General features: G+C 54.1%; 13 protein-coding genes. 9 read left to right on the top strand and 4 right to left on the bottom strand.

From position 1 onward, the window contains the following. Positions 1 to 8 precede the first annotated feature (8 nt). Complete coding sequence (locus tag F3J29_RS03795; protein ID WP_166863156.1) at positions 9 to 3,335, top strand: O-linked N-acetylglucosamine transferase family protein; 3,327 nt, start codon at positions 9 to 11, stop codon at positions 3,333 to 3,335. A 64-nt stretch (positions 3,336 to 3,399) separates the two neighbouring features. Beyond that, positions 3,400 to 4,527: a DegT/DnrJ/EryC1/StrS family aminotransferase gene (locus F3J29_RS03800; protein WP_166863158.1), complete on the top strand. Its 1,128-nt coding sequence runs from the start codon at positions 3,400 to 3,402 to the stop codon at positions 4,525 to 4,527. Positions 4,528 to 4,597: 70 nt separating this feature from the next. Here F3J29_RS03800 and F3J29_RS03805 read toward each other — a convergent pair whose 3' ends face one another. Together F3J29_RS03805 and F3J29_RS03810 are read right to left on the bottom strand one after the other, a co-directional pair. After that, positions 4,598 to 5,314 carry a class I SAM-dependent methyltransferase gene (locus tag F3J29_RS03805; protein WP_166863160.1) on the bottom strand — a complete coding sequence of 239 codons (717 nt, stop codon included), beginning with the start codon at positions 5,312 to 5,314 and terminating at the stop codon, positions 4,598 to 4,600. Between the two features lie 4 nt (positions 5,315 to 5,318). Continuing rightward, entirely contained in the window at positions 5,319 to 6,275 is a 957-nt protein-coding gene (locus F3J29_RS03810; protein WP_286175137.1) for an ATP-grasp domain-containing protein, read from the bottom strand. 387 nt (positions 6,276 to 6,662) lie between these two features. On the opposite strand from F3J29_RS03810, the gene fliA reads away from it, so the two are divergent. The 6 genes from fliA to tcyN all read left to right on the top strand — a co-directional run bounded on the left by fliA (position 6,663) and on the right by tcyN (position 11,567). Beyond that, the gene (fliA, locus tag F3J29_RS03815; RefSeq protein ID WP_008453816.1) at positions 6,663 to 7,382 is read left to right on the top strand and encodes an RNA polymerase sigma factor FliA; all 720 of its coding nucleotides are present in this window, start codon (positions 6,663 to 6,665) and stop codon (positions 7,380 to 7,382) included. 38 nt (positions 7,383 to 7,420) lie between these two features. Next, a complete protein-coding gene (fliZ, locus tag F3J29_RS03820) occupies positions 7,421 to 7,966 on the top strand; it encodes a flagella biosynthesis regulatory protein FliZ (RefSeq protein ID WP_166863162.1) in 546 nt (181 codons plus the stop codon). Between the two features lie 85 nt (positions 7,967 to 8,051). Then, a complete protein-coding gene (gene tcyJ, locus F3J29_RS03825) occupies positions 8,052 to 8,852 on the top strand; it encodes a cystine ABC transporter substrate-binding protein (RefSeq protein ID WP_166863164.1) in 801 nt (266 codons plus the stop codon). A 276-nt stretch (positions 8,853 to 9,128) separates the two neighbouring features. Next, positions 9,129 to 10,115 (top strand): D-cysteine desulfhydrase, encoded by a 987-nt coding sequence (gene dcyD / locus F3J29_RS03830; RefSeq protein WP_166863166.1) that lies wholly within the window; start codon positions 9,129 to 9,131, stop codon positions 10,113 to 10,115. A gap of 34 nt (positions 10,116 to 10,149) precedes the next feature. Continuing rightward, entirely contained in the window at positions 10,150 to 10,818 is a 669-nt protein-coding gene (gene tcyL / locus F3J29_RS03835) for a cystine ABC transporter permease (RefSeq protein ID WP_061272088.1), read from the top strand. Beyond that, positions 10,815 to 11,567, top strand: coding sequence for an L-cystine ABC transporter ATP-binding protein TcyN (gene tcyN, locus F3J29_RS03840; protein ID WP_166863168.1), 753 nt, complete (start codon positions 10,815 to 10,817; stop codon positions 11,565 to 11,567). The genes tcyL and tcyN overlap by 4 nt, the downstream gene beginning before the upstream one ends. A gap of 19 nt (positions 11,568 to 11,586) precedes the next feature. Here the strand turns inward: tcyN and F3J29_RS03845 are convergent, their stop codons facing one another. After that, on the bottom strand, positions 11,587 to 12,948 hold the full coding sequence (locus F3J29_RS03845) for a CoA transferase (protein WP_166863170.1): 1,362 nt from the start codon (positions 12,946 to 12,948) through the stop codon (positions 11,587 to 11,589). Positions 12,949 to 13,101: 153 nt separating this feature from the next. Between F3J29_RS03845 and sdiA the strand changes: the two genes are divergently transcribed. Continuing rightward, positions 13,102 to 13,824 carry a quorum-sensing transcriptional regulator SdiA gene (sdiA, locus tag F3J29_RS03850; RefSeq protein ID WP_166863172.1) on the top strand — a complete coding sequence of 241 codons (723 nt, stop codon included), beginning with the start codon at positions 13,102 to 13,104 and terminating at the stop codon, positions 13,822 to 13,824. A 68-nt stretch (positions 13,825 to 13,892) separates the two neighbouring features. On the opposite strand, the gene F3J29_RS03855 is transcribed toward sdiA, so the two are convergent. Next, positions 13,893 to 14,117 carry a DUF2594 family protein gene (locus F3J29_RS03855; protein WP_166863174.1) on the bottom strand — a complete coding sequence of 75 codons (225 nt, stop codon included), beginning with the start codon at positions 14,115 to 14,117 and terminating at the stop codon, positions 13,893 to 13,895. Positions 14,118 to 14,172: the final 55 nt, after the last annotated feature.

The following is a 14,172-nucleotide window of genomic DNA, read 5'->3' on the forward strand; positions in this document are numbered from 1 at the left end:
ATCATCGAATGTCGCCCGTGGCAATGCAGAGCGCCGCGCAGCTTAACCATCTTGCTACGGTGGCGCCTTCGCACGCTCGTATTCTCGATATTGGCTGTGGAGAAGCGAAGGGGATCGTGACCCACGCGCTGGCCTGGCCTGAAAGCGTAGCCATCGGGATTGATATTGATGAGGCGGGCATTGCCAGCGGCCAGCGCTATGTTCAGGCGCTGGGGCTTGCTAACGTCGAGCTTTTTTGTGCCGGGCTGGGCGATATCCTTGCTATTGAAGGCGGGGCGTTTGATTACATCATAATTGGCGGCGTGTTTTCTCTGCTTGCCGGGGAGGAGCGAGCCGCGCTGCTGCAATGGTGCCGCCAGAATTTGTCAACCTCTGGGGTGATTGCGCTGCAATGGCATACTTTACCCGGCGAACATCATGCTGCTGGGCTGCGGCAGATTGTTCAATCCCATGTCGTGCAGTCCGGTGCGCAGGATGTGGAGGCGCAGCTCGAGGCTGCTCGGGCGAAACTGGCCCTCTTGCTCGCTGAGTTGCCGGCCGGTGAACTGAAACTGAAAGTTGCAGAGGCGCAGAATGAGAGCGATCTCTGCCTGACACTTCGCTATCTCGGTCAGCCCGCTGAGCCGCTGGACTTTAGCCATTTCTGTACTCTGATAGACGAATATGGCCTGCGCTATGTCGGGGACATAGTCCCGCAATATGAACTGCCGCTGCATTATGGCGATGACATTGAGGCGGCCTGCCGCGAGTTTACCGGGCAGCCCAGGGCGGTTAACCAACAGCACCTTGATGACATGCTCGGGCGTTCTCAACGCTTTAGTCTGCTAAGTGCTGCGGGAGGTGACAATATCCCTTCACTGCCGGATCTAAGCCTCCTGGAGACGTTTCACTGGTCGGGTAACTTCCGGCGCATGGTGAATGAAAAAGGGCAGGCCGTGACCGCCCATATTAATGGCCAGGGCGAAGTGGTTATTCATGGGGATCCCATTACCCTGCGGGTGCTTGATCTGCTGGGAGCGGCCTGGCCGCTAAGCCTCAGCGTCGAGCAGTTAGTGTTTAACGCACGTACTCCTGGGCTGTCTGCTGATGTTCGTGAGCAGGTTCTGGCCGTGTTGACCTCGCTTTATGTGAAACAGCTTCCGGGACTTTACTGGAGTACTTCCCCTGGAGCCTACAATCAGGATGTTTCACCGTCTCTCAGGGCGACGGTTAACCCGCTGGCGCTGGTATTAGAGGAAAACAAAGCCGTCACCGTGCGTAATCACTGGGGTGAGTCTTGTACGCTCACCGCCGAGGAATGGCGCTATCTGGCCGGGGATATGCTCGGAACGGATGAAGCTTCCTGGGGCTGCTTTATCTCTCTGCGGCTGAAAGGCGCGTTGAGCGGTTCGCCGCAGGCGTGGAAAAAACACTATCAGCGCTTCCTGCTGGAGGGCAATCCAGACTACCTTGCGGATTTGCTCGACAGCCTGCTGTTGCTGAGCGTTTCAGTCGAGCAAGGCGGGCTGTTGGCCACCGGAACAGCGCATGAACCGCAGAAGACGGCGAAGAAGGGCAGCGACGCGCTTTATAACGACGTTAACCGACTGATCGTCGCCAGAAAACCGGAGCAGGCCAAAGCGCTGGCCGGTCAGCTTTTACTCGCTCATCCGGATGATGTTTCGGCGCTGCGCAGTTATTCGCGCTGCTGTATTCTGACCGGCGATACCGAAGAGGCCTTATCCACCCTGTGCCGCATGATGGGGCACTATTTCTCCAGCCAGGAAATTTTTTACGATCTGGCGATCGTCTTCCAGAAACTGAAAACGTTCGTTCCCGCCACTAAAATTCTCCATGCGCTGCTTCGTTTAGCCCCGAACAACGCTGAATACTGGCATGTTCTGGCCGCTATCTATCACCACAGCGGTGAGATTGTCATGGCAGAAAAATGCTGCCGGGAATCTTTGCGTACCCGCAAGCCAGACCCCAAGTATCTGGCGATGATGGGGGTGATTTTAAGTGACAACCAGCAGCTGGAAGAGGCGCGCTATTTCCTTGAGAAAGCGCAGCAGCTGGATAGCCATAACCTCGACTATTTTACCAGCCTGCTGTTCGTGATGACGCATGACGCTAAGGTTGATGCCCGGACGCTATTCGAGAAGCATCGTGAATATGGCCGAATTGTGGATAAGTGGGCGGCTAAAACCGGTCTTCGCCTGAGCTTTAAAGGTGAGAAAAACCCCGAGAAGAAACTGCGCGTGGGCTTTGTGTCCGGGGATTTGCGTCATCATCCGGTCAGCCAATTCTTGCTTCCGTTCTGGGATGGACTGAACCGCGACCGTTTCGAACTGGTGGGCTACAGCGCATCGTTTGCTAAAGACGAAATGACCGAGTATCTGAAAGCAGGCGCGGTGCTATGGCGCGAGGTTTACGCGCTGGATGACGTTGAACTGGCGCGCCAGATCAACGAAGACCGGATTGATATCCTCTTTGATCTGTCTGGCCACACGACCCTTAACCGGCTGCCCGCTTTCGCCTTGCGTCCGGCACCGGTACAAATTTCATGGATTGGCTACCCCGGCACAACGGGGCTGAGCACCATGGACTACCGCGTGTTAATGCATACCCAGCGTGAACCCGCAGGGCTTGAGCAGCAGCTGACCGAAAACATTATGTTTATCGAAATGCGGAAAGTCTTTGAACCTCATGCTGACAGCCCGCCGGTGAATACGCTGCCAGCGTTGCGTAATGGCTATATCACTTTTGGCAGCTTCAACCGCCCGAAAAAAATCAATGACGAGGTGCTGCGCGTCTGGGCGACGATTCTGGCGCGCTACCCTGAATCGAAACTGGTCATTGGCTTTATGGTCGATGAAAAAATGATTGAGACACTCACTGAGAAACTGGTGAGTTACGGCGCTCAGGCCTCTCAGCTGAGCTTCAGGCGCCGGGCTGGACTTATCGAGTACCTTTCCTACCACCACGAAATCGACATTCTGTTGGATGCCTTTCCGTACACGGGTGGTACCACAAGCAACCATGGCTGTTGGATGGGCGTACCAACGCTGACCCTGTGCGGTGCAACCATGGCGGGCCGGCAGGGCGTAGATATTATGCGCTCTTACGGGCTGGAACAGTTTGTTGCTTTCAGTGAAGAAGATTACATCAGCAAGGCCATCGGCTGGCGAGAGCACTTCGATGAGCTGAATGAAATCCGCGTGGGAATGCGCGACAAGATCCCAACGGAGAATGAGAGCGGATTTAACGTGGCTGGAACGTTTGAACAGGCTTTACAGGAAGCCTGGCGTATTTACTGCGCGGGTGAAACGGCTCGTACTTTTACCGTTTTAGAGTGAGATGTCTGCGGCGGATGTAAAACCGCTAGCAACACTTTGCGTGAACGCTATTAAGAGGTGTTCTATGAAAAATATTTTTGTCACCAGCCCTCTGCTTCCGCCGCTGGAGGAGTTTATTCCTTACCTCGAGCAAATTTGGGGGAATAAATACCTGACCAATAACGGGCCGTTTCATCAGCAGCTTGAGCAGGCTCTGGCCGACTATCTGGGCGTAAAATATCTCTCGCTGTTTTCTAACGGCACGCTGGCGCTGCTGACGGCATTCCAGACGCTGCGACTGAGCGGCGAAGTGATAACGACGCCTTACTCTTTTGTGGCAACATCGCACAGCCTTTTGTGGAATGGCCTGACGCCGGTCTTTGCCGATATTGACCCGCAGACGTTCAATATTAACGCCGACGCGATTGAGGCGCTGATTACCCCGCAAACGACGGCCATCATGCCGGTGCACTGTTACGGTATTCCCTGCGATGTGGATAAAATTCAGCGTCTCGCCGACACCTATGGGTTGAAGGTGATTTACGATGCGGCACACGCCTTTGGCGTGAAGCAGAACGGCAGCAGCATCCTGAACTGTGGCGATCTGTCTATCCTGAGTTTCCACGCCACCAAGGTGTTTAATACCATCGAAGGCGGGGCGATCATCTGTCCGGATGCCAGAACCAAGAAGCGTATTGATTACCTGAAAAACTTTGGCTTTGCTGACGAAACGACGGTGATCGCGCCGGGAATTAACGCAAAAATGAACGAGGTGCAGGCGGCTTTTGGCCTGCTGCAGCTTCAGCACATTGACGGTGCCTTAAGCGCCCGGGCAGACATTTATCAGCGCTACTGTGAAGGACTGGCCGATATTCCTGGCCTTGAGTTTTATACCCAGAAAAGCGATTACGAGTGGAACCACGCCTACTATCCCGTGCTGATAGATGAGTGCTTCCCGGTGAGCCGGGATGCGCTGTATGAGGCGTTAAAAGAAGAGGGGATTTACTCTCGCCGCTACTTCTATCCGCTTATCAGCTCCTTCGCGATGTATCGGCATTTACCGTCCTCCGCCGCGGAGCATCTGCCGGTAGCCAACGACCTGGCGAGTAAGGTGCTTTGTTTGCCGATATTCCCGGATCTTGAGGAAGAAGAGCAGCTACGTATCATCGCGGCTGTCAGACGAATTGCTCAGGTGCAAAGCGTCGCCGCATAACGAGTTCGGGGCGGAATAAAAAAGGGCTTTGTCTTGCGACAAGGCCCTTTTTACCGTGTTGAGCGTCCTGTTATAGCTCGGCGATACACATCAAGCGCTCGCTGCGCTCAAGATAGCGCTGGCCGGACAATTTGAACATGCCGTTAATCAACAGTGGGTTATGCAGGCCGTGACGTATCAGCCAGTCTTCGTGTGATTTCTTGCCTTTCCCGACCGGAATAATGGTGACTTTGCGGGCGACTTTACCGAGGATCTCCTGCATTTGTTCGACGGTAAAGAAGCGGATGTTAAACAGCGAGTCGGTCTCTTTTTTCGAGTTGAAGTAATTAACGAACGACTGATTATGGGCATTATGTACCGTAACGATCATTCTGCCGCGGGTGATTCTTGCCTGCTCCTGAGCCATCTTCTGAATGTCTTCATCGGAGAACAGCACCCAGAATCCATTGTGGTAGGTCAGGTCAAAATGTTTGTCCGGGTATGCCAGGCTGAAGGCATTCATCACGGAAAAGCGATCCTGCAGAGACGGATAAAGCTTTTTCGCCATGCTCACTGACTCCGGTGAGAAGTCAATGCCGTGCCCCTCCACGCCACGCTTAGTCAGCTGCACGATATCGCGGAAGCTGCCTGCGGCAATCTCTAATACCTGTTTTTCACTGCTCTTTCTGACCGCATCGATATAGTAGGCGTGGCGAAGATCGTTTTGGTAATGCTCGAAAATACCCTGCCATTTATGGTCCCAGTCCTCGGCCGTGGTGAGCTTTTCAGGCCCTGTTGTTTGGCTCATATCTCTATCCTGTGAATGATTTTTCAGTGACGTAGTGGCGCGTAAAGATGGCGTTTTCTACGGCAAATGCGGGTTGTATAGGCTGGCGGCTGAAACAATGAAGATGGTTGGTAATCATGTCGTAGCCTGCCATTACCGAAAATTCGACCCCCGCGGAGAAACGAGGGTTTATGTCCATCAGATAATCCCCGGTCGAATGGCGCATAAACTCAATATTGATGCAGCCGTTAAGGTCGAGCAGGCGGGCAACTTCAGCCGCTTTGGTGACCAGAGCGTCATCCTGGATGATTTCGACGGTTAATCCGGCACCGTTCGCGGTGCGCAGCAGCTCTTTACGGGCAACGCCTGCCCATTCGCCGGTCTCGCGCTGCCGGACAATATCAATCACGTGAACATCTCCCGGTAGCCAGGGCTGGACAATCCAGTCGCTGCCGTTGAGCCGCTCGCGTAACTCGCTGAGTTCGGATTCGGTCTCAATGCGGCGGAGCCCTTCGCTGCTGCGGCCATGCCTCTGTTTGAGAATGACGGGGAAACAAAATGACAGCGTGTGTGATTCATCCAGGGCGACGGAAGGCAGCGGGAGAAAAATGCCGTTATGAGCAAACTGCTTGCTCCAGGCCAGTTTATCCCTGGCAAGGGTAATAGAGTCTGCGGCCATCAGCGTCAGCATGGCGGACGAGCACAGTTCGTCGCGACAATCAGAAAGCGTATCGACCTCGACATCGGTCAGCGGGATGATGGCGTCAACGCGATGTTGGTCGCAAATCGCATTAATACTTTCTATAAAGGCCTGGCTGTCCGTTGCTCGGGGAACCTGAACAAAAATGTCGACCAGACGGGAGGCATAATTCCATTGCGCGGGGTAGATATCACAGCCGATGACTGTGTGTGATGCGCGTTTGAGCGCATCGATCACGGCTGGCGCAGACATCGACCCTATAGCCGTAATTAAAATGTTCATGTCAATGACCTGTCTTGTAATCTGCTTTGCCTGACGGCAGGGGCGAGTTTGCCGCAGAGAGACGACGCGTATATTTATCACTGTACGATAATCTGACCAGAGATCAGGCCAGGAATAACAGATGATTTTATCCTTTTTTTATCGGATAGATTCTTCGGCTTAATTTCTCGGGTTTCGCTATAGTAGGTGGCGTTAATATTTAACAACCAATTGATACTTTTAAGTAAGCCGGAACATGATTTGCCATACTTTATGGTTAAATTTCGACGGGTTTATTTCTTCATAACCTCCAAATAACCCCCCATTTCACCCACTATTCATCCGATTAAAACCCCTGCAGAAACGGATAATCATGCCGATAACTCAACTAACGCAGGGCTGTTTATCGTGAATTCACTGTATACCGCTGAAGGTGTAATGGATAAACACTCGCTGTGGCAGCGTTATGTACCGCTTGTGCGTCACGAAGCATTGCGCCTGCAGGTACGTCTGCCGGCGAGTGTGGAGCTCGACGATCTGCTACAGGCAGGCGGCATCGGGTTGTTGAATGCAGTCGAACGTTACGATGCCCTGCAGGGAACGGCATTTACTACCTACGCGGTGCAGCGCATCCGTGGGGCGATGCTTGATGAGTTGCGCAGCCGTGATTGGGTGCCGCGAAGCGTCAGGCGTAACGCTCGCGGTGTGGCACAGGCGATTGGTCAACTGGAGCAAGAGCTGGGGCGTAACGCTACCGAGACGGAAGTCGCGGAGCGACTGGACATCCCGCTCGAAGAGTATCGCCAGATGTTGCTCGACACCAATAATAGCCAACTCTTCTCTTATGATGAGTGGCGGGAAGAGCACGGCGATAGCATTGAACTGGTCACCGAGGAACACCAGCAGGCAAACCCGCTACAGCAATTACTGGACAGCAATCTTCGCCAGCGCGTAATGGAAGCTATTGAAGCTTTACCGGAACGCGAACAACTGGTGCTGACGCTCTATTACCAGGAAGAGCTGAATCTCAAAGAGATTGGCGCGGTGCTTGATGTGGGTGAGTCACGGGTTAGCCAGTTGCATAGCCAGGCGATCAAGCGTTTGCGCACCAAGCTGGGTAAGTTGTAGGGAGTGCCGCACAATTATCTGACGACCTGGGAATTATCATGACGGTGCAGCAGTCAAAAAGACGGCCATTAAGCCGCTATCTCAAAGATTTCAAACACACCCAGACACATTGTGCACATTGCAGTAAGCTGCTCGACCGCATCACGCTCACGCGCAGCGGGGTGATAGTTAATAAAGCCACCATTGCCCAACTTGATACACTTATTGATGAGGCCACCTGGCTTATCGAGCAGAAAGAGTGGATGGCGCTGTGTCGTTTTTGCGGTGATTTGCACTGCAAAGAACAAAACAACTACTTCGATATTATTGGCTTTAAACAGTATCTGTTTGAGCAAACCGAAATGAGCCACGGCACGATTCGTGAGTACGTGGTTCGCCTGCGTCGTCTGGGAAACCATCTGAGTGAGCATAAAGTCCCGCTTCCCGGCTCGCTGCAGGGCCTGCTGGACGAGACGCTGGACGCCTGGCTGCCCCGCACCAGCACCAATAATTACCGCATTGCGTTACGCAAATATTGGCAATTCCAGGTGCAGGGACATGCGATCCCGAGCCAGGAAATTAGCGCAACCTCCGATATATACTAAATTTGCATAAGTTGTAGCGGACTGGTTTTGATATATCCCGAAGCCGCCCGCTACACTACAAAAAACGTAAATAATCGGGGTAAACATGAAATTAAAAATGATGGGGCGTCAGGCGCTGATGGGCGTACTGGCCGTTGCTCTGGTGGCTGGCGCAAGCGTGAAAACCTTCGCGGCAGAAAATCTTCTGAATAAAGTAAAAGAGCGCGGCACGCTGCTGGTGGGGCTGGAAGGGACTTATCCGCCATTCAGCTTCCAGGGCGATGACGGCAAGCTTACCGGCTTTGAAGTCGAATTTGCCGAGCAGCTGGCTCAGCACCTGGGTGTTAAAGCCGCCCTCAAGCCGACCAAATGGGACGGCATGCTGGCCTCTTTGGATTCTAAACGCATTGACGTGGTCATCAACCAGGTCACCATTTCCGACGAACGTAAGAAAAAATACGACTTCTCCACCCCTTACACCATCTCCGGTATTCAGGCTTTGGTGAAAAAGGGTAACGAAGGCGGAATTAAAACCGCCGCCGACCTGAAAGGCAAAAAAGTGGGCGTAGGCCTCGGGACTAACTACGAGCAGTGGCTGCGTGAAAACGTGCCGGGCGTAGATATCCGTACCTATGATGATGACCCGACTAAATACCAGGATCTGCGCGTGGGCCGCATTGACGCGATTCTGGTTGACCGCCTCGCCGCGCTGGATCTGGTTAAGAAAACCAACAATACGCTGGCGGTAGCGGGGGATGCGTTCTCCCGCCAGGAATCTGGCGTTGCCGTGCGTAAAGGTAATGAAGATCTGCTGAAAGCCATCGACGCAGCCATCGCCGAGATGCAGAAAGACGGATCTCTGGCTAAGCTGTCCGATAAATGGTTTGGGGCGGACGTCACTAAGTAACGCGGTATCACGGTGTAAAGGTGCTGATTTCAGCACCTTGCTTTGCTGACAAAGAGAGAAAAAGCGTGGTTTTTCTCTCTTTGTGGTTATCAGCCGAAAATCAATAAATTGATTTTCCTGTTTTTTTGATAAACCGTCTGGTATTCCTTCTGTCACCAGCGGTTTGTCTGCCGTCTGAGGTGCTGATTTCAGCACCTTTTTTATTTATCCCAGAGAGGGAAGCCGGTTCTCTGGTGCATAATAAAACTGGATATTGTTATCGGCTCAGGAGGCCCTATGTCACTGCATCACCTAACGCGTTTTCCTCGTCTGGAATTTATTGGCGCGCCCACACCGCTGGAGTATCTGCCGCGCTTTTCGGACTATCTTGGCCGTGAAATCTACATTAAACGCGATGATGTGACGCCGATGGCGATGGGCGGCAACAAGCTGCGCAAGCTTGAGTTTTTAGCCGCCGACGCGCTGCGTGAAGGGGCCGATACGCTGGTCACTGCCGGCGCTATCCAGTCTAACCACGTTCGCCAGACGGCGGCGGTAGCGGCAAAGCTTGGGTTACATTGCGTGGCGCTGCTTGAAAACCCGATCGGGACAAAAGCCGAAAATTACCTGACCAACGGCAACCGCCTGTTGGTCGATCTTTTCAATGTCGAAGTCGAGATGTGCGAGGCGCTGAGCGCTCCGGATAAGCAGCTGGAAGCGGTGGCTACGCGTCTGGAAGCGCAGGGGTTTCGGCCTTATGTTATTCCGGTCGGCGGTTCTAATGCACTGGGTGCGCTGGGGTATGTTGAAAGCGCGCTGGAAATTGCCCAGCAGTGCGAGAACGCCGTGAGCTTGTCATCCGTGGTGGTTGCCTCTGGCAGCGCGGGAACGCATGCCGGTCTGGCGGTTGGCCTCGAACAGTTAATGCCGGACGTGGAGCTGATCGGCGTTACTGTGTCCAGAACCGTGGCGCAGCAAAAGCCAAAAGTTGTCGCCCTGCAGCAGGCCGTGGCGCACTCTCTTGAGGTGAGCGCGACCAGCGAAATCATCCTGTGGGATGATTATTTTGCGCCAGGCTACGGCACGCCGAATGAAGAGGGGATGGAAGCGGTGAAGCTGTTGGCCCGGCTGGAAGGTATCTTGCTTGACCCGGTCTACACCGGCAAAGCAATGGCCGGACTTATTGACGGCGTGGCGCAAAAAAGATTTAAGGATCAGGGGCCAATTGCCTTTATTCATACCGGCGGTGCGCCGGCGCTGTTTGCCTACCATCCGCATCTGTAAGCTGCGGGTCAGGTTTTAATCATCGGGAATCACCATGCAAGAAAGTTTGCAACTGGTGCTGGATTCAGCACCGTATTTGCTTAAAGGGGCAGTTTTCACGCTCCAGCTGAGTATTGGCGGGATGTTTTTTGGCCTGATCCTCGGTTTTATGCTGGCGCTGATGCGTCTGTCCGCGTTTTTGCCTTTTTCGCTGCTGTCGCGTTTTTATGTGTCCATTTTCCGCGGGACGCCGCTTATCGCCCAGCTGTTTATGATTTATTACGGGCTGCCGCAGTTTGGCATTGAGCTGGATCCTATCCCGTCGGCGATGATTGGCCTGTCGTTAAACACGGCGGCTTACGCCTCTGAAACGCTGCGGGCGGCCATTGCCTCTATTGATAAAGGCCAGTGGGAAGCTGCGGCCAGCATCGGAATGACTCGCTGGCAAACGCTGCGTCGCGCGATTCTGCCACAGTCAGCCCGCGTGGCGCTGCCGCCGCTGGGGAACAGCTTTATCAGCCTGGTGAAGGATACCTCGCTGGCGGCCACCATTCAGGTGCCGGAGCTGTTTCGCCAGGCGCAGCTGATCACCTCCCGCACGCTGGAAGTGTTTACCATGTATCTCGCCGCATCTCTGGTGTACTGGGTGATGGCGACGGTGCTCTCCACGCTGCAGAACTATTTTGAAAACCAGCTTAATCGCCAGGACAGGGAGCCGAAATGAGCGCCATTGACGTTAAAAAACTGGTGAAAAAATTCCACGGGCAGACGGTACTGCACGGCATTGATCTGGACGTTAAACCCGGCGAAGTCGTGGCGATCATCGGCCCGAGCGGTTCAGGAAAAACCACGCTATTGCGCAGTATTAACCTGCTGGAAGAGCCGGACAGCGGCACCATTCAGGTGGGGAATATCACGATTGATGCCGGGCAGTCGCTGGCAAAGCAGAAAGAGAAAATTCGTGAGCTGCGTCAGCAGGTGGGGTTTGTGTTCCAGAGTTTCAATCTTTTTCCGCACCGCACGGTGCTGGAAAATATTATTGAAGGTCCGGTCATCGTTAAGGGCGAGTCGAAAGCAGATGCCGTCGCCCGGGCGCGTGAACTGCTGGTGAAGGTGGGCTTAAGCGGAAAAGAGAACAGTTACCCGCGGCGCCTGTCGGGTGGACAGCAGCAGCGGGTGGCAATTGCCCGTGCGTTGGCCATGCGGCCAGAAGTTATTTTGTTCGACGAGCCGACTTCCGCGCTGGATCCTGAGCTGGTGGGGGAGGTGCTGAATACTATTCGCCAGCTGGCGGATGAGAAACGCACCATGGTCATTGTGACCCACGAAATGAGCTTCGCCCGGGATGTGGCCGATCGCGCAATATTCATGGATCAGGGTAGGATTGTGGAGCAGGGGCCGGCAAAAGCGCTTTTTGCCAGCCCACAGCAGCCGCGCACGCAGCAATTCCTGGAGAAGTTTCTGACCCAGTAGCGGCGAGGCAGGCCTGATTTTATCCCCAGGCGGCTGGCGCCGAGCCGAGAGGCGCCGGTGGTATGCCCCAGATAATCGGCGTGCCTGCCAGCCTCAGCGGAAATTTCAGCCTGTTTCCCAGCCCAAAGGCGGACCACTCCATCATCGGCTGGTAATCATGCGGGCCGAGAGCGGCAAGCGCCGACGGCTCTCCTGCCGGCTGAGACAGTAATAAAGCGGCCGTTCGGGCGAGCGACAGGCGTGCGCTGTAGCCCTGATACTGCTCAAGCCGGACTTGTAGACCTTTTAATACCGCCGCTGCAATGAGGTAACCCGTGGCGTGATCCAGTGCCTGGACGGGGAGCGGGTAAGGCCGACCGGCGTTTTTCCAGCGCATGCCCGCTTCGGCGATGCCGCAGGACATCTGGACCAGACTGTCGAAACCTCTGCGGTTACGCCACGGTCCGTGCCATCCCCAGGCGTTGAGCGACACGTCTACCAGGCCGGGAGAGAGCTGCTGTCGGGTTTCGGCATCAAAGCCCAGGGCTTCGAGAGCATCCGCCCGGTAGCCATGCACCAGCACATCGGCGTCGGCGAGCAGGGCTTTGAACTGCGATCTGCCTTCGGCAGACTTGAGGTCGAGTCTTGCGCATGTTTTCCCGAGAGTGACTTCCTCAACAAGCGTCGACTCTTCCCATCCGGGGGGATCAAGGCGTAGCACCTGCGCCCCAAGCCCGGCCAAAAATCGGGTGGCAACCGGGCCGGCAATAATACGGGTGAGATCCAACACCCGGAGGCCTGCCAGCGGGCGTGCAGGTGACAGTGCCAGCGTTGTGCGAGGCGCTTCGGCGTGGAACTGCTGCCAGAACAATGGCTCTGTTGCCACGGTTTTCCCATGCGGATGCTTCAGCCATTCGTCGTGGCTTAACATCGCGGCCGCGCATCCACCTGCGGCAACGATCGCGGCTTCAAGCTCGGTTTTGCCCCACGCGATAACTCGCTGGGCGAGCGCTGATTTGTTCTTGCTCACACCCAGTACGCTTTCCATTGCCTGGCGGTGATGCGGCGCATTGGTATGCAGGCGGATCCAGCCGTCCCGAGTGGCATAATCACCGGCAAATTCATCCCACAGCGCGGCGGACGCTCTGTTCACGGGGAAATGGCTGCTCGAAAACCAATATGAGGCCAGCCGCTGGTCTATATAAAGCGGTGCATCCGGGCGAGAAAGCAGCGCTCTCAGGGCACAACCCGCCGTCGCCAGGCTGGCGGTGGCGAATTCGGTCACAGGAAAACGGGCACTGAGCTCACCTTTGCCCGTCACGGCCACTGACGGCTGGGCTATTTCCAGCCCCAGATCCCGGCCCATTGCACCGAAGAGAAGCGAAAACGAAGATTTAACCATACTGAGCTCCAGTAAATTTTTCCTGACATATGTAAAAACCGAAGAATTGTGGCGGAAAAACCATAAATTACATTAATTAGCTTAATAAATGTGTTAGCTTATTACATTCTATTAATGAAATACTTTTTAGCGCCGGGAGAGACGCCAGATATAATGCTGGAACGTGACTTTTTTAGCTGGCGACGGGAAGCGCTCGAACTTTTCCTGTCAATTACTCAAGCCAGCGAATTACAAACTTTAGTTCAACAACAAACTCAACGCCTCGAGTTTGATTATTTTTCGCTGTGTGTTCGGCACCCGGTGCCTTTTACTCGGCCTAAATTATCATTGCAGAGTTCTTATCCGCAAAAATGGCTCGAGTGGTACGTGACTGAAAACTATTTTGCTATTGACCCAGTATTGAAACAGTCTAATTTCATGCGTGGCGAAATAATCTGGAGCGATGCCCTGTTTGCTGAATCTCGCGAGCTTTGGGATGCCGCGCGCGACCACGGTCTGGCTACCGGACGAACACATTGCGTCATGGCCCCTAATCGTACGGCGGGTTTCCTGTCTGTTTCACGCTCGGACGTTCGTAAGGACATTTTGTCGGAAGATGAACTTGGGCTGCGGCTGAGCTACCTGGCCGAGCTGAGTATGGCGACGCTAAATCGGCTGGAAGATCCGTCGGTCGAAATGATTGACATGAAACTCAGCAAGCGTGAAAGAGAGATTCTTCAGTGGACCGGAGAAGGGAAAACGTCGGCAGAAATTGCGATTATCCTGTCAATTTCTGAGAATACGGTGAACTTCCATCAGAAGAATATGCAGAAGAAATTCAACGCGCCAAACAAGACGCAGATAGCCTGCTATGCGGCGGCGATGGGGATTATCTGAACCTGGAGGGCAAATGCTGCGTCAGGTGCTGACGGCTGGAGAACCCGGATTCTGCCAGCCGCCCCGGCTTATTGACGGTAAGCCTGTTTAATTTGCTTAACGGTATTGCTGAATACTTCAGCCTGAGCTGGGTCTTCCAGTTGAGCGATCTGCTTTTCCATTTTCAGGATAACGCGGCCCGCATCGGCCTGGCCCATAGCCTGCAGCATCAGGGTTAACAGCGTCTTCAGACAGGTGACTTCTTGTGCCAGCTCACGGGTGTTTTCGGCGGTGGAAAAATCTGGAGTGCTCATTTACTTTCCTCAATGCTTAGTTAGTACGCTGCCATTATGCACAGTGATATTCATA

It is taken from the genome of Enterobacter sp. Cy-643, assembly GCF_011752815.1.
Lineage (GTDB): Bacteria > Pseudomonadota > Gammaproteobacteria > Enterobacterales > Enterobacteriaceae > Cedecea.

What these genes read in the sequence shown, in the direction of transcription:
- dcyD (WP_166863166.1), top strand. Translation starts at nt 9,129, where the DNA reads ATGTCACTGCATCACCTAACGCGTTTTCCTCGTCTGGAATTTATTGGC.
- tcyJ (WP_166863164.1), top strand. Translation starts at nt 8,052, where the DNA reads ATGAAATTAAAAATGATGGGGCGTCAGGCGCTGATGGGCGTACTGGCC.
- tcyN (WP_166863168.1), top strand. Translation starts at nt 10,815, where the DNA reads ATGAGCGCCATTGACGTTAAAAAACTGGTGAAAAAATTCCACGGGCAG.
- F3J29_RS03845 (WP_166863170.1), bottom strand. Translation starts at nt 12,948, where the DNA reads ATGGTTAAATCTTCGTTTTCGCTTCTCTTCGGTGCAATGGGCCGGGAT.
- F3J29_RS03795 (WP_166863156.1), top strand. Translation starts at nt 9, where the DNA reads ATGTCGCCCGTGGCAATGCAGAGCGCCGCGCAGCTTAACCATCTTGCT.
- F3J29_RS03800 (WP_166863158.1), top strand. Translation starts at nt 3,400, where the DNA reads ATGAAAAATATTTTTGTCACCAGCCCTCTGCTTCCGCCGCTGGAGGAG.
- F3J29_RS03810 (WP_286175137.1), bottom strand. Translation starts at nt 6,275, where the DNA reads ATGAACATTTTAATTACGGCTATAGGGTCGATGTCTGCGCCAGCCGTG.
- sdiA (WP_166863172.1), top strand. Translation starts at nt 13,102, where the DNA reads ATGCTGGAACGTGACTTTTTTAGCTGGCGACGGGAAGCGCTCGAACTT.
- fliZ (WP_166863162.1), top strand. Translation starts at nt 7,421, where the DNA reads ATGACGGTGCAGCAGTCAAAAAGACGGCCATTAAGCCGCTATCTCAAA.
- F3J29_RS03805 (WP_166863160.1), bottom strand. Translation starts at nt 5,314, where the DNA reads ATGAGCCAAACAACAGGGCCTGAAAAGCTCACCACGGCCGAGGACTGG.
- tcyL (WP_061272088.1), top strand. Translation starts at nt 10,150, where the DNA reads ATGCAAGAAAGTTTGCAACTGGTGCTGGATTCAGCACCGTATTTGCTT.
- F3J29_RS03855 (WP_166863174.1), bottom strand. Translation starts at nt 14,117, where the DNA reads ATGAGCACTCCAGATTTTTCCACCGCCGAAAACACCCGTGAGCTGGCA.